At 46.6% G+C, this 21,890-nt stretch carries 25 protein-coding genes and 1 pseudogene; 2 read left to right on the top strand and 24 right to left on the bottom strand.

Annotation, left to right across the window (positions count from 1 at the left end; all coding sequences use genetic code 11):
- Positions 1–93 precede the first annotated feature (93 nt).
- Positions 94–3,111, bottom strand: coding sequence for a Tn3-like element IS3000 family transposase (locus ACQG11_RS25850; RefSeq protein ID WP_004199413.1), 3,018 nt, complete (start codon positions 3,109–3,111; stop codon positions 94–96).
- A gap of 143 nt (positions 3,112–3,254) precedes the next feature.
- Here ACQG11_RS25850 and ACQG11_RS25845 point away from each other — a divergent pair.
- Positions 3,255–3,767, top strand: a pseudogene (locus ACQG11_RS25845) (Tn3 family transposase); the annotation flags it as partial.
- Between the two features lie 251 nt (positions 3,768–4,018).
- On the opposite strand, the gene dqlB reads toward ACQG11_RS25845, so the two are convergent.
- The 7 genes from dqlB to ACQG11_RS25810 form a co-directional block, all read right to left on the bottom strand.
- On the bottom strand, positions 4,019–4,114 hold the full coding sequence (dqlB, locus tag ACQG11_RS25840; protein ID WP_000609145.1) for a DinQ-like type I toxin DqlB: 96 nt from the start codon (positions 4,112–4,114) through the stop codon (positions 4,019–4,021).
- Between the two features lie 804 nt (positions 4,115–4,918).
- Positions 4,919–5,197, bottom strand: coding sequence for a hypothetical protein (locus tag ACQG11_RS25835; RefSeq protein WP_001093608.1), 279 nt, complete (start codon positions 5,195–5,197; stop codon positions 4,919–4,921).
- A complete protein-coding gene (locus ACQG11_RS25830; RefSeq protein WP_000557557.1) occupies positions 5,194–5,469 on the bottom strand; it encodes a hypothetical protein in 276 nt (91 codons plus the stop codon). Before ACQG11_RS25830 ends, ACQG11_RS25835 begins: the two co-directional genes overlap by 4 nt.
- A gap of 17 nt (positions 5,470–5,486) precedes the next feature.
- A complete protein-coding gene (locus ACQG11_RS25825) occupies positions 5,487–5,741 on the bottom strand; it encodes a hypothetical protein (protein ID WP_000510385.1) in 255 nt (84 codons plus the stop codon).
- Between the two features lie 109 nt (positions 5,742–5,850).
- Positions 5,851–6,672 (bottom strand): SprT-like domain-containing protein, encoded by an 822-nt coding sequence (locus tag ACQG11_RS25820; protein WP_000196235.1) that lies wholly within the window; start codon positions 6,670–6,672, stop codon positions 5,851–5,853.
- On the bottom strand, positions 6,669–6,848 hold the full coding sequence (locus ACQG11_RS25815; protein WP_023408316.1) for a hypothetical protein: 180 nt from the start codon (positions 6,846–6,848) through the stop codon (positions 6,669–6,671). Before ACQG11_RS25815 ends, ACQG11_RS25820 begins: the two co-directional genes overlap by 4 nt.
- A 16-nt stretch (positions 6,849–6,864) precedes the next feature.
- The gene (locus ACQG11_RS25810; protein ID WP_032072053.1) at positions 6,865–7,131 is read right to left on the bottom strand and encodes a hypothetical protein; all 267 of its coding nucleotides are present in this window, start codon (positions 7,129–7,131) and stop codon (positions 6,865–6,867) included.
- Here ACQG11_RS25810 and ACQG11_RS25805 point away from each other — a divergent pair.
- Positions 7,121–7,771, top strand: coding sequence for a YkgJ family cysteine cluster protein (locus tag ACQG11_RS25805; protein WP_000351937.1), 651 nt, complete (start codon positions 7,121–7,123; stop codon positions 7,769–7,771). The two genes, ACQG11_RS25810 and ACQG11_RS25805, sit on opposite strands and share 11 nt — an antisense overlap.
- Before the next feature lie 37 nt (positions 7,772–7,808).
- Here the strand turns inward: ACQG11_RS25805 and ACQG11_RS25800 are convergent, their stop codons facing one another.
- The 16 genes from ACQG11_RS25800 to ACQG11_RS25725 all read right to left on the bottom strand — a co-directional run bounded on the left by ACQG11_RS25800 (position 7,809) and on the right by ACQG11_RS25725 (position 21,887).
- A complete protein-coding gene (locus ACQG11_RS25800; RefSeq protein WP_001293458.1) occupies positions 7,809–8,264 on the bottom strand; it encodes an H-NS family nucleoid-associated regulatory protein in 456 nt (151 codons plus the stop codon).
- A gap of 11 nt (positions 8,265–8,275) precedes the next feature.
- Positions 8,276–10,603 (bottom strand): type IA DNA topoisomerase, encoded by a 2,328-nt coding sequence (gene topB / locus ACQG11_RS25795; protein ID WP_004199098.1) that lies wholly within the window; start codon positions 10,601–10,603, stop codon positions 8,276–8,278.
- A gap of 3 nt (positions 10,604–10,606) precedes the next feature.
- Positions 10,607–11,869 (bottom strand): AAA family ATPase, encoded by a 1,263-nt coding sequence (locus ACQG11_RS25790; RefSeq protein ID WP_000517490.1) that lies wholly within the window; start codon positions 11,867–11,869, stop codon positions 10,607–10,609.
- An 82-nt stretch (positions 11,870–11,951) separates the two neighbouring features.
- Positions 11,952–12,446, bottom strand: coding sequence for a thermonuclease family protein (locus ACQG11_RS25785; protein ID WP_001215543.1), 495 nt, complete (start codon positions 12,444–12,446; stop codon positions 11,952–11,954).
- Complete coding sequence (locus tag ACQG11_RS25780) at positions 12,443–12,769, bottom strand: hypothetical protein (protein WP_004208538.1); 327 nt, start codon at positions 12,767–12,769, stop codon at positions 12,443–12,445. Before ACQG11_RS25780 ends, ACQG11_RS25785 begins: the two co-directional genes overlap by 4 nt.
- 85 nt (positions 12,770–12,854) lie before the next feature.
- The gene (locus ACQG11_RS25775; protein WP_000754496.1) at positions 12,855–13,169 is read right to left on the bottom strand and encodes a TrbM/KikA/MpfK family conjugal transfer protein; all 315 of its coding nucleotides are present in this window, start codon (positions 13,167–13,169) and stop codon (positions 12,855–12,857) included.
- Positions 13,170–13,256: 87 nt separating this feature from the next.
- Positions 13,257–13,649: a cag pathogenicity island Cag12 family protein gene (locus tag ACQG11_RS25770; protein ID WP_000738524.1), complete on the bottom strand. Its 393-nt coding sequence runs from the start codon at positions 13,647–13,649 to the stop codon at positions 13,257–13,259.
- Complete coding sequence (locus ACQG11_RS25765) at positions 13,646–15,481, bottom strand: type IV secretory system conjugative DNA transfer family protein (RefSeq protein ID WP_000053822.1); 1,836 nt, start codon at positions 15,479–15,481, stop codon at positions 13,646–13,648. Before ACQG11_RS25765 ends, ACQG11_RS25770 begins: the two co-directional genes overlap by 4 nt.
- Before the next feature lie 2 nt (positions 15,482–15,483).
- On the bottom strand, positions 15,484–16,518 hold the full coding sequence (gene virB11, locus ACQG11_RS25760) for a P-type DNA transfer ATPase VirB11 (protein WP_000650512.1): 1,035 nt from the start codon (positions 16,516–16,518) through the stop codon (positions 15,484–15,486).
- A complete protein-coding gene (locus tag ACQG11_RS25755; RefSeq protein ID WP_000629109.1) occupies positions 16,515–16,712 on the bottom strand; it encodes a DNA-binding protein in 198 nt (65 codons plus the stop codon). Before ACQG11_RS25755 ends, virB11 begins: the two co-directional genes overlap by 4 nt.
- 1 nt (position 16,713) lies before the next feature.
- Complete coding sequence (gene virB10 / locus ACQG11_RS25750; RefSeq protein WP_001295060.1) at positions 16,714–17,928, bottom strand: VirB10/TraB/TrbI family type IV secretion system protein; 1,215 nt, start codon at positions 17,926–17,928, stop codon at positions 16,714–16,716.
- On the bottom strand, positions 17,925–18,854 hold the full coding sequence (locus ACQG11_RS25745) for a TrbG/VirB9 family P-type conjugative transfer protein (RefSeq protein ID WP_000783386.1): 930 nt from the start codon (positions 18,852–18,854) through the stop codon (positions 17,925–17,927). Before ACQG11_RS25745 ends, virB10 begins: the two co-directional genes overlap by 4 nt.
- A 5-nt stretch (positions 18,855–18,859) precedes the next feature.
- The gene (locus ACQG11_RS25740) at positions 18,860–19,588 is read right to left on the bottom strand and encodes a virB8 family protein (RefSeq protein ID WP_004199085.1); all 729 of its coding nucleotides are present in this window, start codon (positions 19,586–19,588) and stop codon (positions 18,860–18,862) included.
- A gap of 194 nt (positions 19,589–19,782) precedes the next feature.
- Positions 19,783–20,838 (bottom strand): type IV secretion system protein, encoded by a 1,056-nt coding sequence (locus ACQG11_RS25735; protein WP_000235886.1) that lies wholly within the window; start codon positions 20,836–20,838, stop codon positions 19,783–19,785.
- 11 nt (positions 20,839–20,849) lie between these two features.
- Complete coding sequence (locus ACQG11_RS25730; RefSeq protein WP_000759841.1) at positions 20,850–21,107, bottom strand: EexN family lipoprotein; 258 nt, start codon at positions 21,105–21,107, stop codon at positions 20,850–20,852.
- A gap of 9 nt (positions 21,108–21,116) precedes the next feature.
- Positions 21,117–21,887: a type IV secretion system protein gene (locus tag ACQG11_RS25725; protein WP_000716326.1), complete on the bottom strand. Its 771-nt coding sequence runs from the start codon at positions 21,885–21,887 to the stop codon at positions 21,117–21,119.
- Positions 21,888–21,890: the final 3 nt, after the last annotated feature.

The following is a 21,890-nucleotide window of genomic DNA, read 5'->3' as shown; positions in this document are numbered from 1 at the left end:
AAGTATTTTTAGATAATGGGGTTCTAGGGATTTTCCGTCCAAAAACGACAAAGTGCTCTGGAGGCCGCGCCGTCCGTGGCCTCCAGAGGGGTATTACTTTTCGCTGACGGGTAAATATCCCTCGATTGAGCGCATAAGCTCCTCCAGATCTGGCAATTTTTCGCTCAATTCGAAGTGGTAAGTCCCCTTGAGGTTAATGTTGTGCCAGGCCACAGGGGATGCCTGTTTGACGATATCTATTCTCTTGGTATCTCCTTGGTATTCGAAGCTGGTCAACAGCTGGCTGAGTATCCTGGAGTTGAAGTAAACGATGGCATTGGTGACCAGGCGAGCGCACTCATTCCATAGCTGGATTTCTTCGTCTGAACTGCCCCGGAACTGATCCCCATTGACGCTGCTCACGGCCCGACGCAGTTGGTGATAGGCCTCTCCCCGGTTCAGCGCGCGCTGAACATAGTTTCTTAAACTGGCATCATCGATGTAGCACAGTAGATAATTCGCTTTCACCAGGCGATTGTATTCCGTCAGGGCTTCCAGCAGCGGGTGATTGCGCTTGTACTCCGAGAGCTTTCTCACCAAGGTGGCTTGCGTTGTTTTCCGCTGCTTAAGTGATACTGCAATCCGTTGGATGGTATCCCAGTGCTGCGCAATACGATGGGTATTGATTGGCTTTTTTAAGCACAGCTGAATTCGGTGTTCTTTGTCTTCCTTGACATCAAACATGTCATTGATCACTTTGCCAACCTGGGCATAGCGTGGGGCAAACTGGTATCCGAACAGATCCAGTAACGCGAAGTTCACATGGTTCACCCCATGGGTATCGGTTGAGAGCACATCCGGAATGATGTCTGACGTATTGCTCATCAACAAATCAAAGATGTAGTGCGATTCATGTTCGTTGGCGCCGATCACTCTGGCGTTGATCGCAGCGTGATTGGCGATCAAGGTCATGGCAGAAACACCTTTTTGAGTGCCAAAGTACTTCGACGAATAACGGGTTTTGAAGGTCTCGCGCCGGGCTTCGAACTTTTGACCATCGGCACTGGCGTGGATCACATCTTCCTGGATGTTGTAGTACCGGAAGATGGGTAGCTTGGCTGTCGCGTTATTGATGTTGTCGTTAGCAGCATTCAATGTTTCCAGGCGAAGATAGTTCGCCTGGATAGTGCTGAGCTGATCATAGGTACGATCAGAGATCTGTGCCATGCCGTAAATGCCTTGATTGGTTGCATTGCCGACCAGAATTGCCAACAGGTCATATTCATGGGAACGGCTTCTGGATTGGGAACCCAGCACATGAGCGAAGCAGTCAATGAAACCGGTGTCACGATCAACCATGCGCAGTACATCCGCAATCCCCGTTGTGGGAATTTGCTGGAAGAAGGGATTGTTGACCAGATGATGTTTGCTGGCCGAAGGCAGGCGCCAGAAGCGTTTACCCTGCGGATTACGCAAGATGATATTCCGGTTGTCTTCCTGTTCAAGATATTCGCCGACTTCGTACAAACGGGTATCCAATTCCATGGCCATCTGTTTGATCAGCTTTTCAGGCTCCTCCGCTAATTTTGTAAAATGGCTCTGTTGAAGCAGCGTATATTTGTTTTTTCGCCAATGTTCCCCGTCGATCAGGTCGGCGTCGAGTGCCCGGTATTTAGTGATATCAGGCAGCGTCAGCTGGCCATTCAGGCGATCAGGAATCTGTTGATAGAGGAACCACTCATAACGATCGATCAGGATATTCCCTTCACCATCCAGCAGGAATTCACGTGATTTTTTGGAAAGGAGTCTGGTGTCGGCAGTTTGCAACTGAGCGTCCTGGCCGTTGAGTTCGTTTTGTGTTTTCGCCAAGGCGGCCGCTAAGTGCTGGGTGCCGTCGCAGCCTTCGAAGCGCAGACATAGGAACAACTCTCGCAGCAAACCTTTCCGCAGACTTTCTTTCTCGTCGCAGTACTGCCACATGGCTTCATCGACCGATCGTCGCTGCTCGTTCAGGAAGAGACATACAGATTCCAGATCCCTTTTGGTCAGCAGGCTCAGTGCTTGCTGTCTTACTGTTGCAAACGGTAGTTGCAGATCAATGCTGTCATCAATGAACAGGTGCAGTACTTCAGCTGCCTTGCTGACATTTTTAGCTGCTTTTTGCCAATCCTTAAACACCGCTTCCTGCGCATAATCCTTTGCCTTCTGTTTGGTCTGTCTGACATGATGCACAAAGCCATCGGCAATACGTTCCAGCGCTTGCTGCCATCGCGTTTGAAGATAGCACAATAAATACAGCCATTGGCTGCCTACGGTTTGACGTTTCAGTTTGGCACCGTAGTAGTCGACTTTCTCTGCCAGGTGTTGCAGATTTTTCTGCGACAGTGATAGCGTGCTCAACAGCAGATCCACTTCCGGCATCCAATGCTGGATATGGCGATAGACAATCAGTTCTTTCTCCAACTCGGTTCCGGTGAAGTTACGAGCCGATTGTCGCAACTGTCGGAACGGCAGTGGACCTGTGCCGTTCACGAGCTCCGCCAGTGCTTGCTTAAGACCGCGTGACATTGCACGCTCAAGGTGCGCGGCCATGTGTTCCTGTTCGTCTCCCACCACCTGACTGATGATCTTTTGCAGCGTGCTGTAGGCAGGGATTGCGATCTTCTGCCCCGAACAATATTCATTGGCCGCATCGAAGAGGTGCCTAGGCGCTGTCCAGGCTCTGGCTTGCTGGGATAAGTAATCTCTCAACGCCGCTCCATGGTCTTTGACATTCCAGCGCTGGTAGTTGCAGAGCTGGAAAACACGTTGGTAAATCCGTTCGTTCTCTTTTGGCGTGAGATTAAAGGGTCTACAGCCTGGGCCTGGTAGAACGGTTTGATAAACGTATTTGAGGTCCTGCTTGATCTGATGAAAGCCGGGATTCAGCACCACCGGCTTGGCTTTGAAATAGCCCAGCAGTACCACCAGCATGTAACGCTGGCCCCGATGACGGAGGCTTTTAGCGATCGCCAGTTCCTTATCGTTCAGCGAGAAAAAGAAGCGTTGGTCGGCGGAGGTGAAAGCGGGGGGTCCATATAACTCATCTTGTTCTGCCTCGGACAAGATTTGGACACGTTCTTCGAATGCCATGGATTTAGCCCAAAAAGACTAAATCTTACTCAAACAGAGCCCAAATAGGGATCTCGAAAAAAGTAATACCCCTCTGGAGGCCACAGACGGCGGGGCCTCCAGAGCACTTTGTCGTTTTTGGACGGAAAATCCCTAGAACCCCTCAGTGGGACGAAATGATCCGGACCGCTGGCTCCCTGAAGCTGGGCAAAGTACAGGTTTCAGTGCTGGTCCGTTCATTGCTGAAAAGTGAACGTCCTTCCGGACTGACTCAGGCAATCATTGAAGTGGGGCGCATCAACAAAACGCTGTATCTGCTTAATTATATTGATGATGAAGATTACCGCCGGCGCATTCTGACCCAGCTTAATCGGGGAGAAAGTCGCCATGCCGTTGCCAGAGCCATCTGTCACGGTCAAAAAGGTGAGATAAGAAAACGATATACCGACGGTCAGGAAGATCAACTGGGCACACTGGGGCTGGTCACTAACGCCGTCGTGTTATGGAACACTATTTATATGCAGGCAGCCCTGGATCATCTCCGGGCGCAGGGTGAAACACTGAATGATGAAGATATCGCACGCCTCTCCCCGCTTTGCCACGGACATATCAATATGCTCGGCCATTATTCCTTCACGCTGGCAGAACTGGTGACCAAAGGACATCTGAGACCATTAAAAGAGGCGTCAGAGGCAGAAAACGTTGCTTAACGTGAGTTTTCGTTCCACTGAGCGTCAGACCCCTGTTACCGATGCAAGAACAGGGGAGTTTCATGAAATGCCTGTTTAGGAGTGATTAAAGGTAACTTGTGCGCAGAAGGTCAGGTGTGTGGTGGTTAGTACAGACTAGTGAATGTTGTAACTAAACTATATTTTTATTAAAGGCCGGAGGTGGTGTTCCTCCGGCCTTAATTACGTTTCCGTGTTCATTAGTCGATGAACTGGCGGATCAGTTCCAGAATGGCAATCAGCGCGTTTGCAAGCGCCGCTACCGCCCTCAGAACGATGATTAACAGGTTAATCATCCGTTTTCTCCATAAATGGAGTAAAGACACCGTGGCTTGCTCTTACACTGCCTGTCACCACGGCTTCTCTTCGTCTTGTCAGTTGTAGAGAGTCTCACTCCTGCCAGAGCACAGATAACCAGCACCACCTGTATTACCTGTCAGGACTTTGAACCTGTTCATGCCGCATTTAGCGGAATGCAGGGAGAGACTCACCACAGAGCTAACCCTCTGATTATACGTTTATCTAACGTTCAGGCAAACCGTTAACGCACAGTCACTGCCCGTCATATTGCATAATCAGGCTTCACGGATTATCATACTATTGTCAGTTGTAGAGAGTTTCCCTTCCGGGCTGAGTTACCAGCTCGCACCGGAACCGTAAAAAAGCCGACCTCACCAGTCGGTTTTTTTACGTCTGCGGTTTCCCGCTTCGTTTAAATCTATTTTAAATGAATAAATTGTTCTGCGGCAAACCCAACAACATAAGGACGTTAGGGTTGATGGTTGCCGAAATCGCGGTGCGTTACGTGAATTCTGAGGTTTTGCGAGGGGGATTGGGCGCGAGAATTTACGAGAGAGCGCCGGAACAATGCCGGGATCACAAACCATCACCCGTGAAAGAAATCTTCCGGCATTGCCCGGTCAGGTAGTATGACATTCATTGTCAACGGCCATCAATTTATAAGCTGCTTTGCACTTCATAAAAGATCACCACCAGGGCTGCTAAAACAGTACCGATAGCCAGCACGTTAAAAAGTACGTCCTTCATCTTTACGAACGACATACTGATTTGCGTCCTTTCCCTTTTGTCAGCCTTCTCTATCATCCAGCGTTGGTATGAATCACTGTTACTTTTTCTGTCCATGTTCCCCCCAATTCATCAATGAGCACCAGGCGGCCACCAGGCTTCTTGCCAACAAAGTAACGGCCTCGCGGCAGACGTTCGCCAGTCTTCAGCCGTTCGATCCAGTCCTGAAATGCAGGGCGCGGTTTATAGCTGTAGCGGCCAAAATCAGCTAAAGACTGCGTGACCATGACTGTTTGGCAGCCATGCTTTCTCATATCACGAAACGTATTTTCCAGTGCAGCCAGTGTATTCATTTGCACGTTCTCTCTGCTTTTCCCATGAAGATATTAACGACACTCAAAACTAACACCGTTGGCATGATCACGGCAGCATAGCCGACAGCAACGGCCTGATATATGGTCAATGAGTAGTCGGGCTGTTTATACAATACGACTGAAAAAATGCTCCCCAAACAAGCAAGCAGAGTTAAAAACAAGTAATCGACAAATCTGTTTTTATAGATAACCCATGCAACGATGCAGGGATATGACACCAGGCACAGGATAATCGCATTTGTGGTATGCACGTTTCGCTCCTTGTTATTTAAGGGTTGTCAGCCAGATCAAACAGATTGTTCAGGCTGGAACGGAATTGTTTTACCGATGATACCAGCTCCTGACTCCGCGCTTTTTCCTGCGCCAGTTCACGCCGTAGCTGCGCCATCTCGTCTCTGTTACGCTGAAGCTCAAGGATAGCCGTCATAAAGGTTTTGCTGGCTGATGCCTGTCCGGTCGCTTCCTGCGCCTTTTTAATGGCCTGATCTTCGTCGTCATTCGTTCTGATTGTGTAATGCCCCATGATACCCCTCTTTTGCTGTCATTTTTGCGCTGCCGGCGCGAACCCGGGAAGAAACTTTGCTGGCAAAAAACACTGGCCAACAGATGTGACCGGGAAAATTTGCTGGCAATTAATTTTCGATGAAAGCCAGCTCGCAATCGCCGCATTCAATATTCAGTCCGGCTTTGCCCCACACGGCAGCGCCACACCCGCGACACTGATATTTAACTTTATTTCGTTTTGGCTTGTCCTCAAATGCTGCAACTGACAAATCATTGTCATTGCTCCCGGCCATATCATCTGAATGGCTCCCGTTCTGCGGTGACACTGACGGCAGCAGAGCCATAGAAAGCACCGCTTCTATATCAATCCCGGCCTCAGCATTTTGATGCGCCAGAGCAAGCGTTTCGCGCCATTGCTCTATTACGGCGGTCATATCTTTTTGTTGTTCGACCTGGACAGGGAAGCGATCAAACCAGCTCAAAGCAAATTGCCCCTGGAACAGTTCCAGTGTGACGCGCTGGAAGCGGCCACCAGGGATCGGATAGTCATTAATCTTCTGGCCGACTTTCGCACCACCAGGTCTCCCGGTGGAGGAGGGCATAAGTCCGATACTTTCCATTTTTGCCGCCCACTGCGCATTGTGGTACGTCTTACGCGACGGGTTGCCGTAGTGGTACTGCCACATATGGCACTGCTCATGAACCAGCGTTTGCATGACTTCAATAAGCGGGTACACCGGGAAGTATTCAGGATTGAGGGCGATTTCATCAATCATCCTGCCGCTGCCGTCAGCAGCAACAAAGCGCCTGTAACTGAAATAGCCCATTGTGTTCTTGCCGCGCTGGAACGTAATCAGACAGTCAGGGAGTTCGCCGTCAAAAAGGCGCTGGTTATAGAAATCAAACGCCTGTTGTAGCTCGCTGTAAGCGCGTTCCGTGGCTCTTGTCATGCTGAAGTTCGCTTAGCGGCGTTCCGATATTCCTGTAACTCTGCAACAATAGCAGGGAACACATCAGCGCAACGCTGTGCCAGCTTAACCGCCTTTGAACAAACGCCCATACCATGTGCTCTTTTGAGCGCCTCCAACAAATCTACCAGTTCCTCGTCAGTGATTTTTTCAGTCATCTATTAAGCTTCTCCATTATCTGTATCGTACGATACAGATAATATAAACCACACCTTTGATAGCGGCAATCTTTTTTGCTGGCAATTTCACGCCCAGGGCGGGCATCGAGCGGGTAATATTGCTGGCAAAAATCAACGGCCAAACCGGCTGCAGGAAACTGGTTTGCTGGCAAGCGTGATTTACTGCTGGGCTTGACACCTTGCCATTGTATGACGCTTGTTTTAGTGTCAAATGAACAACCAGCGCGAGAAGAATATAGGAAGCAAAAGCAATGGATATCAAACCTAACTCAGTGATCCACCTGGAGCCAGGCGAAACATTACCCGGCTATACCAATCTGAAACCCGTACCTGATAAGTATTTCGATGAGTTAAAGGCACTCATAAATAAACTCAATACTCAATCCGGTAATATTTACCTCAAGTTAAAACAGATGTACGCCTTTTTGGATCGTTTTAACAAAGAATTTGTGAGCACGTTTACCTCCTGTCAAAAGGGGTGCTCTTCGTGCTGTAAAATGGATGTTCATTTAACCGCGCTTGAGGCAACACATATTGCACAAGCAAGTAAACTTACTGCCAGAGACAACCCGCTTACGACCGGGCATGAGTCAAAATGTCCGTTTTTGTCTGAGAAGGGAACATGCTCAATCTACAATTACCGCCCGCTGTTATGCAGGACATATCATGTACTCACTCCGCCGGAGATGTGTAATGACCTGGATGCACAAGTCATGCAGTATGGTTCTCAAAGCGCGAACATGGGAAATCACATCTACAAAACAATAGCAGAGTGGATCTATTTTCAGACGTATCACTGCACTGGTAAGTTAGAAACCAAAGATATCAGAGACTACTTCCCTTATCCCCGCGAAGATATCCAAAGATTTCTTCACCATAACCCCCCGCGCCCTTTTTGCTAAAAAAAAGCCTCTGACGCAGTGTCAGAGGCTTGTTAGATTACTGTTCGTCACCAGCAGTGCTGGAAGCATCTTTTTTGATGAGAAACTCATCAAGAGAACGGCCAGCTTTTAACGCTTCGTCGATTGGTTTTGGTGTCCGGCCACGACCAGACCAGTATTTCGTTTCGCCGTTTTCATCAAACTGATATTTAGGCGGCGCTTTTGGCAACGTCTTTTTGCGTGTTTTTTGCGCATCTTCGGACAGGCCAAGCAGTTCTTCCGGTGAAAAACCTTCTCCGGCAATCAACTGGAGCAGTTCCTGGCGCTTTCTTTCGCGCTCTGCGCGTTCTGCTGCCTCACGCTCTGCTTCTTCACGACGTTCTTCGATCACGGCGTTAAGCTTTTCCTGCATTTCCAGCAGTTGTTCAAAGCTGGTTTCTCGCGCAAAAACACGAACAGAGCGAATATTCAGGAGTAGCTTTTTTGTTGCGTCAAACGTTTCATTTTCACTCATCGAGTTAATCCTTATTTTTTACTGAACTGAAACCCAAGTTTACCCGTAGTTTTATCCTGCAAAACAATTGCAGCGTCAAACTTTTTCCCGGTTTTATTACTGGTAAAGCCTTTAATCTCTCCGGTTTTACCTTTTTTGATTAATGTCTCAACCTGATTTTGTGTCAGTTTTTTTCCTGACACTTCAGACCAGATTTTAAACTCGCACCCGGAACAGAAAAAGCCTTTAGGCCGGATAATAATTTCTTTACTGCATGAAGGGCAGGGGGCTTCGAGCCGGGACATGGAACCTTCTGATCTGGATTTTGCTTCCATATCCGGTTTGCCGTCTTTGTCCGGGAATGTTGTCTTGCATTCAGGGTAGCAGGAGCATCCCCAGAAAAAGCCATTTTGCCCCTTACGCTTACGCAGGAAACCGTTGTTACAAACCGGGCAGGGCGTGGCATTTGAAGAAATCGAAATTCCGTTCCTGTCCAGCTCGTCGATTAACCCCTGGACGTACTCATCATTTTCCTTAATAAACTCCTCAACTGTCAGCTCTCCGGCTTTGATCTGAGACTGCTTTTCAGCCCACAGAGCGGAGATATCCGGTTTAGTGATTTCAGGAGGCAGTGCAGCGCAAAACTCCTGGCCTTGTTTTGTGGTTTTCCATACCAGCTCCGAATACCCCTTTTCTTTTTCGATGGAGATAAGCCCGGTATTTGCCGCCAGTTTCTCAAGAATACCCGCGCGGGTGGCTTCCGTTCCGATACTGCCACGATCACTGCTGCCCTCGTCTTTCGCTTCCAGCGCCTTTCTGAGAGCCGGATCATCAATGAATTTTGCCGCACTCGTCATGGCGGCCAGTAACGTTGACTCTGTGAAATAGCGAGGTGGTGTAGTCTTTTTCTTGTCCACGTCTGCCGATTCACACAGGCCGCTGTCATTAAATTTCAGCAATGAAAGGTCAAAACCGTCCGTTCCGGCATCTTCGGTTTCGTCCTCGTCATCACTATCCTTACCCAGCGCTTCCCAGCCCTTTTGTACCAGAACGCTCTGTGTGGCCGTAAAGGTATCCCCCTTAATATCAAAGTGGATTTTCGTCTTGTTGCGGATCGCATCCGGGTAGAACAGCCCGATAAAGTAGACGGACACCAGGTTATAAACGTTCCGCTCTTTTTCATTAAGCTGAATACCGGCTCCGCTTTTTGTCGTCGGGATGATGGCGTGGTGCGCCTCAATCTTACTGGCATTAAAGGCTTTGTGTTTCTGGCCTTTATCCATATCTACGATCGCAGACGCCAGTTCGGGTACGGTGGCCGCTATAGCAGTGGCAATATCTCCGGCCTGGTAATAATGCTCATCTGAAAGATAGCGATTGTCAGAACGTGGATAGGTCAGAAGCTTGTGAGTTTCATACAGCCCCTGCATCACATCGAGCGTATCTTTTGCAGAATAACCAAATCGCTTTGCGCAGAGCTGCTGAAGCGTGGAAAGGTTAAGCGGAAGCGGAGGCTTGCTATTTTCCGGCTTTGTCGTCGCGATAGTAACAATAGCATCCTTACCCGTAACACGTCCGGCAATATGCGCGGCCTGAGCTTCGGAGATCAGGCGTTTTTTCTCGTCTATCTGATCGTCGTCTGTTGTCTGATATTTCGCCTTAATCTGATGCCCGTTCATCGACAGACTGGCGAATACATCGTAATAAAAGCTTTCTGTGTGATTCTGGTTCGCCAGCGTGCGCATGTTCACCAGACCAAGAACGGCACTTTGTACCCGGCCAACGTTCAGAACGCCGTCATAGCCCTTCTCACGGCCTTTTAATGTACATCCCCGCGTCATGTTATAGCCAAAACCCTGATCGCACAGGGAACGCGCCAGGGCGCTTAACGTCATACCGCGAAATTTATCGTTAGGTTGTAAATTCGACAGTGATTTTTGCACTGGCGCAAGGTTGAGGTCGGCAACAAGCAGTCGCTGGACGGGTTTCTTGTTTCCGGCATAACCCAGAATCTCATCAACCAGCAAACATCCTTCATCATCGGGGTCGCCTGAATGAACGATGCTGTCGGCTTTATCGATAAGAGACAAAATAATGCGGGTCTGTGCTTCTGATTCAGGCTTGATTTTATATTTTGGCGGATAAACCGCTTTAATGGGTAAATCACTATAACGCCAGTTGGAATATTTGTCGTCATAATCCTGTGGGTCGTAAAGCTCCAGCATATGACCATAACACCAGGTAACGACATCAGAACCGTGTTCAAAATAGCCGTTTTTCTTTTCTGTATTGGGATTTCCGCCCAGTCCTTCAAAAATAGCCTTTGCTAAAGACGGTTTTTCTGCAATAAAAAGTCTCATTAATCAATCCTCAAGGTAACTTGAATAGTCAGGCTGCGCACCATTCTTTTTAAAGATTTCTTCCCTTTCCTCTATGTCTTCTTCTGCCTCCTGCACACTAAGGTCAAGGGTTCCTTTCAAAAAGGCACGCGCATTCTTGATTACATCTACTGTTAATTCGTTTTTTGTTCCGCGAATCATGCCAATAGCAATATTTATTATCTCCTTTATTTCAGCAGGAGTCGTTCTGTCCAGCACCGCGCCAAGTTCTTTAAGGTCAATATTTATATCGTCTGGTAAGTACATTTTGGCACAAGCGGCAGCGGCTTTAGTCCGAAAAGCACCTACAGATATGATTCTGTCAATTCTGCCAGGGCGTTTTCTGATGCGCGGATCAATCCGGTTAGGATAGTTCGTTGAAAAAATAACATATGTCCCGGCAAGATTTCGCGGTGTATCAGCCCCATCAAGAAAACTTAACGTTCCGGCATCAGCCCGATAAAGTTCATCAACCTCTTCAGCTATTATGATAACGGGTATTTTCTTTTGAGCTGCGGCATAGCAAACATCTTTAAAGTAATCATCAGCATAAACAAATACATATTTATCCTGATATTTTGCCCCCAAAGCTTTTGCGATAGTCGTTTTCCCTGTGCCCGGAGGACCAGTAAAAAGCACTTTTCGCATTCCTGACTGACCATAACGGGTGTAGAAATCAATATCCGAAAAGAACTGATTAAAGTCATTCTCCAGCTCATTAAACTTTGGATGAACAGAAAAACGTAAAGCGTTTTCTATTTCTTCCTTCCTTGCCTTACCGTGATAATAAACGCCGTCGTAACACCCGATTTTCCAGATACCTTTACGGGGTAAAGAGCGGTTTAATTTAGCGCGTCCAGCTTCGCAAAGATTATGAAGCATCGACATACTTTTGGTTGTGCCAACTGCGTACTCCATTCTGACTTTAGAGTTAAGAATGAAGCGAATAATATGAACCACTTCATTTTGACCAAGATGAATCCGGTATGCTCCCGAACCATCTTTAAACATAAGCTTTTTAATCCTCCCGGCTTTAGCCATAACAGGGCTACTTCCCGTATGAACGACGGTTGAAGCAACGGGTTCGATATCAAGATTCGAATAAATTTTACGATTCTTTCTGTTTATAAAAATCTCTGCCACTTTAGGATAGTAATCACAATCCTTTACGACAGTACCAAAATTATCTTCACCGTAATATTCTTTATGGAGCCGTAAAGCCTGCTCTACCAGAGTTAATTTACCCATATGCGCACCATGTATATTAAAAACCGTGACGTTGCCTGAAGATTTTCTTCAGGCAGAGGAGGGGTTGGACAAGCGAAGCGCGTCAGTTTTGTTTATGACGCCACTCCCACGGAGGAACGGGATTACTGTCAGCCCACAGGCCGCGCTTCTGTGTCTGAGCTTCCCGTTGCAGAGCCGGTAATGAGTTATCGGTGTTGTACCTGTCATAAACCCATGCAGCCCCTTTTAGCACTTGCTGGCGGTTAGCCTCAGTGCCGTTCGCTGTCACCACTCGTCCCAGGACTCGCCCGTAGCGATCTGTTTGCGTATAAGAGACGGTAACTGATTGCCCTGCCAGCAGGGCTTTAAGTTGATTGGTTGACCAGCGACCAAAGGGTTGTTTTTTTTCCGGTGCATCGATATTTATCAATCGGACTCGAATCGGAACTTCATACACAACAATTTTCGCGGGTAGTGTTTTAACTTCGATGGTATCTCCATCGAGAACGCGAATAACTTTCCCCTGAATCTGAGCAGCACACAATGTAGCTGGCAACAGGGCAACAGCAAAGGAAAGAACATTAAAAAAATGTCTCATTGCTTTCTTCCCTCCCATATTGCTGAGAGTCTTTTAAAAATGGATAAAACGACGACTAAAGCCACTGCGATAACAGCCAACGAAGGAAGTACATAGCTGTATAACTCAACCATGAAATTAATAAACTCAATGAGCGATTGCGGCTTTAAGGAAGCATCCCACAAAACGATAACAAAACGATAAAGCCCATAGACAATTGCCGGAAACCAGACCATAAACAACAAAATTTCAGTAAAAACAGAAGCGACCGATTTGACACTATCGATAATTTCAATTCCGGCAATTCTCACACTTCTTGCATCAGGTACGTTAATAATTTTCATCCTCCCACCCCTGTAAAAAATGTTCGCAAGTTCCAGTCTCAAACCTGAAACTTGCGTATTCACATCAGAATTAAATCAAACAGAATTAAAAGTTTTTCAATCGGCCAAAGCTTGAAATAATTTTACTTACTGTACCTGCATCAGCCGCAGGACATTCATTTAGTTTTTTCTTTCTGGCATCTGCCGTGTGATCGGGTAAAAAACCATGTTTATTCTTTTTCCTGATTGACATAAAACTTTTATACATCGGGTCACATTCTGCCGGACTACTTCCGTCAAGTTTTCCGGCAAGGCATAACACCATTGCACATGGATCGTTCGGGTCGGCCTTTTCCTCAGCATGAGCAGTTCCGGCAGCGAACGCACAAAGCAGCACTGCCGTGGTTACGGTCTTTTTCATATACACCTCATGGATAACGGGCAACTAACGCCCTGCGGTTGTTCAACCCCGGCTCAATAAAATTACAAGAATTTTATTAATCCGGCGTTATCGTGATAAATAAACACTGGTAGTCCGGCAAGAAAAACAGTTCATTTTATAACGATACTGTATGACACCGTTTGCACCGTTCGCCCTCAACCAGTTTTTAGCTGTGAAAAAGTCTGTTCCGTTACTGGTTTCAACAATCACTGAATCAGAATGTGCAACAGAATAAAAAACAGCATCATCGTAAAGGCGGTTTTCAGGCCTGAAATTATGGATAACCTTAACCCACGATGAATTAACCTTGTCTGATTTAATAACTGAGTATGTCGGTTGCCAGTCCATTAATTGTGTATTCACCGTTTCAGGATTCTGTTCCCAGTCAACCTGTGGTGGTTCAGGCGGAGAGGAACAGGCAGAGAGAAAAAGGACACTGACCATTAACATTTTTTTCATAGTAAAACCTCTGACTCCAGCTCACCGACGGAGAGCATTTTTTCTTTAGAAGGATATTTAAGCCCTTTAACACCCAATACTTTTTTAGTCTTATTCAGAGAGGCGGTTAACTCGGTAAGTTTGGGGCTTACCATCATCAGCCTGTCCATAAAATACGGGTCGAGGAAGTAGAGGGCTTTCTCAGCTTTAACCGGGTTTTCACCTTTAAGAATGATAAATTCTTCTTTAAAATCCAGCGTTCCCAGCTCCTGCGGGAGCACAAGGGCGCGCTGCGCCTCACTTTCTGAACTGCTTTTCGACGTTGAGCGTCCGCTTGTCTTGCTTGAACCTGTCGATTTGGTGGTGATATAGCCCAGCTTTTCCGAAATCTTTTTAGCGTCATCTTCTTCACTGACAGCGTAGATAATCCGGCAGGGATGCGCACTCATCAGCGTTTTGGCACCTTCAACACCATAGATTTCATTAAGCTGACTGATATTCTGGTAAATCGTCAGAAGTTTGAGTTTAAACCCGGCAATATAACCCGAACCTTTTTTAATGATTGGCATGTAACCAATAGACGGAAACTCATCCAGGAACATCAGACAGTCATGTTTCAGTGTCGGGTCAAAGTCAGGGTTTTCTCGTAACGTGACTTCCACAACGAAGTTAAAGAACAGGTTGAGGAAGTCATAGGCCAGGGACATATCTTCAGCATTAACGCCAACATAAACAGTGATATCTTCCCGGCGCAACTGGCGAAGGTCGAAATCATTGCCGTCTGTACATTTGCGAACAGTCGGAAGATAAAACAGACTCATTTTCTTACGAAACGAACCATCAATACTCGAACGTTGTTCGTCTTCGGTTTCGTGATACTCCCTGATTTTGGTCAGGGCATCGCGCAGATGATACAGCGCGTTTTCATCAAGTCCTTTTGTTCCCTCCAGGTCTTCTCGCTTACTGAGTATCAGCTCCCGGTCGATGTTGCTGTACAAATCGACTACAGAACCAATTGAGAAAACAGGTTTAAGCCCGAACTCACCAAGCCAGGAGGGGTCGTAGTTAATAAAGAAATGAAGCAATTTTGCCAGCCCCGTCCAGTACTGCCCCGCGAGGTTATTAAAGTGTGCTTCCGCTCCGGTCAGACCGTAAGACGGGAACAGGATCTCAATCAGCTTCAGCAGGTCTTTAGCCCCGCTCTCTTCTTTTAAATCAATATAGAAAAGCGGGTTAAACTGATGCGTTTTACTGTTGAAAGGGTCAAGAAGATAGACCTTATTACCCAGCAGTTTTTCACGTACCTTACTGGTGATTTTCCACAGTTCCTGTTTTGGATCTAATGCAATCAGGGAATGTTTCCTGACCAGCAGGTTTGGAATACCTATTGCAGCCCCTTTACCTGCGCGGGTTCCTGCGCCAAGTGATACAAAATCTGGTGCGGTATACCACAGGTATTTACCTTTATATGCACCTACAAGAATATCAGTATCGTTTTCTTTCTCCCATTTCAGAAGTTTCGATTTTCTTAAATCATTATCACTGGCAAACTTCGCGTCACCATAAAGAGCAACATCCGTTTTATTCAGTTGCCAGATAATAAAAACAGGCACAATGAGAGACGAAACCATACCTGATAAAAGAGAGGGGATTGCGGTTAACCTGATATCTGTCCGTATATTACTCTCTGTTATTATCCGCCACAGCAGCATGGAATCAAAATTCTTCCATATATAAAGCGGCGTTTTTCCGTTCAGGAAGTAAACAGCAACTGAGCCAGTATAATACGTCACAAGACACATAACCAGACCGATAAAAGCCCACTGGCCTTTATCGGGTAGTTTCAGAGACATAATCACTCCTTCAGCTTTTCAAAGTATTCCTGAAAATGAATATCACGATAGTAAATACCCGATGCAAATCGGTTATCTTCCTCATCGATGTACTTAATACTCATAATCACATCGACGTTGCTTAACACCCTCCGCAATATAATGTTATAAGGCAAATTCTGACATTCAGGGTTCATATAGCACCGTTGAACCAGTCCAAGCACAGCATCTTCAGGGGTGCTCTCATGGACGGTTGTAAGGTTCCCTGCATGGCCGGAACTTGAGCCTTTGAGAAAATCCCAGGCTTCCGCGCCGCGAACCTCAGTCATGAGGATTCTGTCCGGGTTCATACGAAAACCAGAACGTAAAAGAGAAGCGGAACTGACAGTGCTACTTTCCCCTTCTGACGGGTAATACAATTTCACATGATTTTTGTGGAACCTGAACTTTGCTTCATCTGTATCTTCAATTGAAATACATCGTAAATGATGGGGTATGTACTGAAGACAGGCATTTGCAAAGGTGGTTTTACCCGCCCCCGTTCCGGCACAAAATACCATCGTTTTACCCTTAACCAGGCATTCAGGGACAAATTGTTCAAAACAATTATCTTTAAACATTGAAGATAATTCATCTTCTTTATCCCTGAATTTCCCCCCTTGATTTAGCCTTGAGTAAAACCCTTGTTTAACAAAGGTATCATGGTCGATAAACACACTGGACGGCTTACGGATTGTAATAGACACCGTTTCCCGTTCCGTTGCCGGGGGAATAACTATTTGTACACGCTCCCCTCCGGGGAGCGTAACAGAACGTAAGGGATATTCTGGCGTAACCGACCCACCATCATGATAATCAGAAATTGCCCCTGCAAATGACATACAATCTTTAAAATCCATTTTTAATTCATGCTGCTGCCATTTCCCACTCACTTTAACAAACAGTTCATCAGGCCGATTTACCGCGATTTCAGTTAAACCATCGACTTCATTAAGCCAGTGGTGGAAGTATTCATCTATTATTTCATAAACAATATGTCTGTTCTCTGCATCCTTCATAATTCACCTTTTCCTTTAAGATCTTCAATAAAACGCATGACTTCTTCGTAATTAAATCGATGCGTTTTGATTTGTTTCAGTGGTTTGGGGAAAGGAACGCCATTTATTGGTATGCCCTTACGAATATGATGGTATATTTCGCTTTCCCTTATTCCTAACAGCATTGAAAACTCTTTGATATCCAGCGTTATCAAATTACCTCCGGGTACCCACCATTTTTAATTTGTAGATGCTGGAGAAATCCAAATCCTGACCAACGATCAGAGTAATGATTTCCCCCTGGTTTTTATAAAGCGTTGGAGGGATATTTACGCTGTTTGCAAACGCTTCGCGTGCTATATCAGCAAAAGCCTGGCGACTGTTAGCTGTATAGTCGGTCTGATTGTCTTTATTACTTTTAGCCGCTCCACTTGCGGCCTGTGCCACATCGGGGATCATGCCAACCATCATCGCGCCCATAAAGCGATCTGCAAAATGTGTGTCAATCCAGCCTGAAGCCCCGGCCTCACCCAGCGCTCCCGCCGCCTGTGTATCAATCAGCGGAATATCAATGAAAGGTTCCTTACGTGTTCTAAGCTTCGTAGCAGCGATAAACACGGCTCCCTGACCATGATTGAACGTGCCCGTTTTATACATCAGATATGCGGCTGTTCCCTTTTCAATTAGCTTTACATTCCTGTTTGCACTGTATACGTCCTCATTAATCGTACAGACCAGCTTGCCAGCCAGATCAGAAATAAATCGTCTGTCCAGCGAGCACTTAATCGCGGTATTTTCAGGAATGAAAAGGTTAGGGTCATAAGGAACGCGCGTAATTTTAGAAAGCTGCGCGGGTTGCCCTGCATTAACAGGCTGAACCTCTGCCTGTTTGTCACTGCCGTCCCCCTCGTTCCTGGTATTGCTGGCCGTTGATGAGCTACCACCGGAATTTGAGGAAGCAGAGCTGCTCCCCCCATAGGCCACATCCAGCGCACGACTGAAGTTTTGTTGTACTTTTTCCGGTGGCGTTTCCGCTTTGCCGCTGCTTTCCTTCCGTTCTTCCGTCTTAGCCGGTTCTTCCCTGGTGTTGAATGGATCAACATCATCGCTGAGTCCTGTCGCGCGTTTTACTGAACCAGTAGATACCGCATTACTGGCAGGCTTATCATCACCGCTGGACATTGCACGAATAATCGACGGGATATAGTAGACAGACACCCCGGCGGCCAGCAGAAGGAAAGCGGCCACAATAATCACCAGCCCCTTACGCGATTTTTTAAGCTTCTCGATACCCAGGCGTTTTACTGATTTACCGTCATCTTCATCTCCCTTATCCGTTTTATCGTTTTGCTCAATTTCTTTCTGATGCCGTTCCCGTAGTGCCTGTTCAATTTCTACAGCGGTCGGGATTTTATTTTCCTGTTCGCTCACTGGATCACCTCTTTCTCAACGTTCGGGGAAACGGTATCTCCTGCCGGAAGACGGACTTTGCCAAAGCCCCGGTTTTCAACCCCAACAACCTGATTTCCCATACGCAAAACAAAGCGCTGGTCTACAGGAACACCAACAACGGTGAAACTACCGCTGTTTTTGACTACCGGGTTAGTCAGCGTTTCCTGTTCGCCGCTCATAACAAAGACGCTGGGGATTTTCTTCAGGGGGCTGAAGCCAAACCAGGTATAGCGGCCATCGTCATACGCATAATCCGGGCTGATTGACTGGCTGCCGTCAGCTACCCGCTTCCAGTAATCCCAGTTCTTGGGCGACTTCGCATTTTCAAGAGAACGGTTGATTGCCTGCTCCTCCTGCCGCTTGTTAAGAGCCTCAATCCGTTTCTTCTCGATTTCGGCTTGCTCCTTCCGGCGTTCCTGCGGGTACTGGTAATTAACAACAAACGCGATCTTATCCGGCTGCCGGAACGTTCGGGCGTTCAGCTCCATGCTGTAATTACGTTTTGTTGTGCGAACAAACAGGTTTGTTCGCCAGCGTTCCAGGTCGTTTTCAGGATCAAGGGCTACACTGACCACCTCTGAAGACTGGTTGCCATTGTCATCGGTACTGTTCTTCTGTACGGTCTGTTTGACGGGCTTCACTTCGAGATACACCAGGTTATCTTCTTTGTTCACTTCCCAGCCCTGGGGAAAGCCGGTTCTGGCACTGATGACCGTTTCATCCTCGTCAAATACCAGTGTGGTTGTATAGCCAACCGCACTGTTTATGACTGTCGTGTTTTGCGGGTTATAACTGACAATCTGATTACGGGGATCAAAACGGCTGGCTGCTGGCGTAACGGCTGCATGGCAGACGTGCGACACCAACAGAAGCGCCACAATTAGCGCTCCTTTATTCATTTTCATAGTTTTCACCCTTTCACTTCTTTATCGCGTACATAGCTCGTTACAACGAATTTAAGCGGGTTATTGTTTCGGTCACCCGATGCCATTTCGACCTGTGGTTCAATACGGTAGGTCAACCGGACGTTCCAGTATTCATAATCATCCTGGCCTGTCGCGACATTTCGAATGGTTAATTTAAACCGGATATATGCTCCCATATCCTTATCATCGCGCCGGGATGACGGACTGATAATCACGGACGGATTATCCTGAACAGATGCGGTTTTTTCCGCTTTATTATAAATAACCTTTGGTGACTGGTTGCCGTTGATTAAAGCGTTGTAATCCGTCGCCACATTCTCAGCGCTGTATAACAGAACATAATCATAATCATGCTGGAGACTGAAATAGTTATACCCTTCACGACGCTTCACATACTGAGTAATGAAGTATTTCGCCAGCGCTTCATTTTCAGAGAGGTTTTCTTTTTTAACAGAAGTCAGTCTTTCAGCAACGCCAGTGACACCATTAATAAGATAAGCTTCGACAACCGTACTCTTTAACGGTAGCGCTCCATTCAGTGCCAGCAGAGACAACACACCTACGGCAATTCCTGCAATACCACCGAATTTATAAATGCGGTTCATTTTCTCCTGCATCAATACATTTTTCTCTTCAAAAGTAGTTGAAGAGTCTGTTACTTCTTTTTTCTTGTTAAAACCGGGAAGTTTTAATCCTGAGAGTTTAAACCCCATTGCGCATTACCTCTGCTGAATTAACAGGTTCGCTTTTTCCGGATACCGGAGGTTGTTTATGTGACGCCTGGCATCCGACAAGGCAAAGCGTCACGATAGCCGTGATAAGTAGTTTCATAATGTGAGAACCTAAATAGAGGAGTGAATATTTACTGCGGAATACTCAGAGTTGACAGATTTAAATAATAAATCGGTTAACCTCCATATTTCTTTTTCGCCGCATCTATCGCAGCCTGGCGAAGCCTCTTAGCGCCAATATTAACGCCCTGCCCGGTCAGATTCCCCAACTTACCGGATACACCAGGAGACTGGTTGAACCCTCCATCCTGACGGCGAACGCCTTTCCATGCGCCAATCCCTGCATTTTTACCCATACCAAGCAGATTACGCCCCATACGGGAAGCGCCGAACACGCCAGCACCAATCCCCATTGCGGCTGCCCCTTGCATCGCGCCTTCAACACCTACCCCTGCGAGCTGGGAAGCATAGGTTTTGGCTTGCCAGATAATCCAGGCCATAAATGCACCTGCAACCCCGGCCTGAGCACCTGTTGATATCAGATTTAATTCATCTGCGTTAGCTATCGAGATTGTCAGAATGCCATTAAGGAACGTCATTCCCGCTTTAATTGCCAGTCCACAAAACAAGAATATGAAGCATGAGCTAAATATTAACTGAAGCCAGCTATTAAACATCTGCCTTAAAAAACCAAATGAAAGACAAATAATAAACAACGGCGCGGTAATAGTAAGTATCTTAATAGTAACTTCGGCGGCGAGATAAACTATTGAAGTTAGCAATAATGCAATTATCCCTCCAGCATATGTTAATAAAGATGCGATTGCCCCATCTGTTTTCACATACTTCGAAGTATCTTTGGACATAAGATATGCAGCTACCTGCTGAACTTTCTCCCAAAGCTCGTCAACCCATTTCCAAGGATCACCTCCTGCAAATGTTTCCTTCAGCCCATCAATGGCCTGAGTTGCACTATCTAACCACCCCCCCATATTTTTGACAAAAACAAGAATTAACCAGAATCGACATAGATTCCATAAAAAATCCTGCACTGCGGTTTTTTGCTTCCCAACTATTGTGGTATAAGCATACCACAATATATAAATGGAAATACCATACTTACCCAACTGAGACGCTATTGAAGAAAAGTTATCTAACTGACCAGTCAAAGACTGGTCAAGAGTTTTAACAATAACGTCATGAGCGGCCTGGAAATACCTAGAAGTTGCCATAGTGGCTCCTTTTAACTTCCATCTTTACCCAATACATTTTTGAATGCATCTTTATAGTCAACATGCTTAGGATGTAATTGCTTATACCTAAACAAACCTTCCTTAGCGTTTTTACAATTTTCGCTATCACTCCCAGACTTTTTGCATTCAGCTACTTTTTTCGTTGCATCGTCTACGTGAGACTGCCACCAGTCTACAGATTTAACCTCTTCACACCCGGTAAGAAAGAATGTAAGCCCCAACGCCGCAACTAATCCATATTTTTTCAAAATGCCCCCTCAGTTCATTTCATAACTCTGCTGCTCAAATGCTGCCTTATAATCAACAACTGGAGTTTCTTTATTAACAGCCCCTAATTGTTTCTCCTGGAAAGCAGCCTGTAACATTTTCTCCTTGTATTCTGCAAGATCGCGCTGCTTATCGCGATACATTTCATACTGAAATTTGAGCTTGTTAAATTTCAGGCTTGCCAGAGATACAGCGTTTGTCGCGTCCTGCGTGGCTTTCGTGTCCTGGGCGTTCTTCACCTGGTCGATAAGGTCGGCCATTTCCTGATTATCTTCACGCAGTTTACTTTCCAGCTTATTGCCGTACTCGATCCCCGCCAGTTGGGACAGGAACGAGGCTTCACAGCCCCGCACCAGGTCGCCCGTATATCCCAGCCCCTTACAGGTGTTTGTCACCTTATAATCGGCCAGTAGTGATCTGGCTTGCTCAGACAGGGTGGCTTCCGGGTTCTTAATGTAATCATCAATGAAGGAGTTCCCCTGGTCGTAAATATTCTCCAGCTCCTTACTGACAGATTGCGCAGACTGCACCAGTCCCTGAACATCACGAATGCCCGTTTTGGTCAGCAGCTCCTGCTTATAGGCATTAATCTGTTTCTGGTAGTGGTTCACGGTGTCCTGCCACTGTTTGAGGCGTTCTGTCCAGCGCTGCGCTTCGACAGCCCATTCAGGGTTTGCATCAATGGCAACGGGAACACCAGCCTGAGCACCAGAAATAACCGTAACAGAGGCGATAAGTGCCGCAACGATATGCTTTTTCATAGG

Origin of the sequence: Enterobacter cloacae complex sp. 372C4, from assembly GCF_050030615.1 — a bacterium.
GTDB lineage: Bacteria > Pseudomonadota > Gammaproteobacteria > Enterobacterales > Enterobacteriaceae > Enterobacter > Enterobacter intestinihominis.
The sequence above is the reverse complement of the archived record's forward strand: the minus strand, read 5'-3'. Positions and strand labels throughout refer to the sequence as shown.

What these genes read in the sequence shown, in the direction of transcription:
- ACQG11_RS25850 (WP_004199413.1), bottom strand. Translation starts at nt 3,111, where the DNA reads ATGGCATTCGAAGAACGTGTCCAAATCTTGTCCGAGGCAGAACAAGAT.
- dqlB (WP_000609145.1), bottom strand. Translation starts at nt 4,114, where the DNA reads ATGATTAACCTGTTAATCATCGTTCTGAGGGCGGTAGCGGCGCTTGCA.
- ACQG11_RS25835 (WP_001093608.1), bottom strand. Translation starts at nt 5,197, where the DNA reads ATGAATACACTGGCTGCACTGGAAAATACGTTTCGTGATATGAGAAAG.
- ACQG11_RS25825 (WP_000510385.1), bottom strand. Translation starts at nt 5,741, where the DNA reads ATGGGGCATTACACAATCAGAACGAATGACGACGAAGATCAGGCCATT.
- ACQG11_RS25820 (WP_000196235.1), bottom strand. Translation starts at nt 6,672, where the DNA reads ATGACAAGAGCCACGGAACGCGCTTACAGCGAGCTACAACAGGCGTTT.
- ACQG11_RS25815 (WP_023408316.1), bottom strand. Translation starts at nt 6,848, where the DNA reads ATGACTGAAAAAATCACTGACGAGGAACTGGTAGATTTGTTGGAGGCG.
- ACQG11_RS25805 (WP_000351937.1), top strand. Translation starts at nt 7,121, where the DNA reads ATGGATATCAAACCTAACTCAGTGATCCACCTGGAGCCAGGCGAAACA.
- ACQG11_RS25800 (WP_001293458.1), bottom strand. Translation starts at nt 8,264, where the DNA reads ATGAGTGAAAATGAAACGTTTGACGCAACAAAAAAGCTACTCCTGAAT.
- topB (WP_004199098.1), bottom strand. Translation starts at nt 10,603, where the DNA reads ATGAGACTTTTTATTGCAGAAAAACCGTCTTTAGCAAAGGCTATTTTT.
- ACQG11_RS25790 (WP_000517490.1), bottom strand. Translation starts at nt 11,869, where the DNA reads ATGGGTAAATTAACTCTGGTAGAGCAGGCTTTACGGCTCCATAAAGAA.
- ACQG11_RS25785 (WP_001215543.1), bottom strand. Translation starts at nt 12,446, where the DNA reads ATGAGACATTTTTTTAATGTTCTTTCCTTTGCTGTTGCCCTGTTGCCA.
- ACQG11_RS25780 (WP_004208538.1), bottom strand. Translation starts at nt 12,769, where the DNA reads ATGAAAATTATTAACGTACCTGATGCAAGAAGTGTGAGAATTGCCGGA.
- ACQG11_RS25775 (WP_000754496.1), bottom strand. Translation starts at nt 13,169, where the DNA reads ATGAAAAAGACCGTAACCACGGCAGTGCTGCTTTGTGCGTTCGCTGCC.
- ACQG11_RS25770 (WP_000738524.1), bottom strand. Translation starts at nt 13,649, where the DNA reads ATGAAAAAAATGTTAATGGTCAGTGTCCTTTTTCTCTCTGCCTGTTCC.
- ACQG11_RS25765 (WP_000053822.1), bottom strand. Translation starts at nt 15,481, where the DNA reads ATGTCTCTGAAACTACCCGATAAAGGCCAGTGGGCTTTTATCGGTCTG.
- virB11 (WP_000650512.1), bottom strand. Translation starts at nt 16,518, where the DNA reads ATGAAGGATGCAGAGAACAGACATATTGTTTATGAAATAATAGATGAA.
- ACQG11_RS25745 (WP_000783386.1), bottom strand. Translation starts at nt 18,854, where the DNA reads ATGAAAATGAATAAAGGAGCGCTAATTGTGGCGCTTCTGTTGGTGTCG.
- ACQG11_RS25740 (WP_004199085.1), bottom strand. Translation starts at nt 19,588, where the DNA reads ATGGGGTTTAAACTCTCAGGATTAAAACTTCCCGGTTTTAACAAGAAA.
- ACQG11_RS25735 (WP_000235886.1), bottom strand. Translation starts at nt 20,838, where the DNA reads ATGGCAACTTCTAGGTATTTCCAGGCCGCTCATGACGTTATTGTTAAA.
- ACQG11_RS25725 (WP_000716326.1), bottom strand. Translation starts at nt 21,887, where the DNA reads ATGAAAAAGCATATCGTTGCGGCACTTATCGCCTCTGTTACGGTTATT.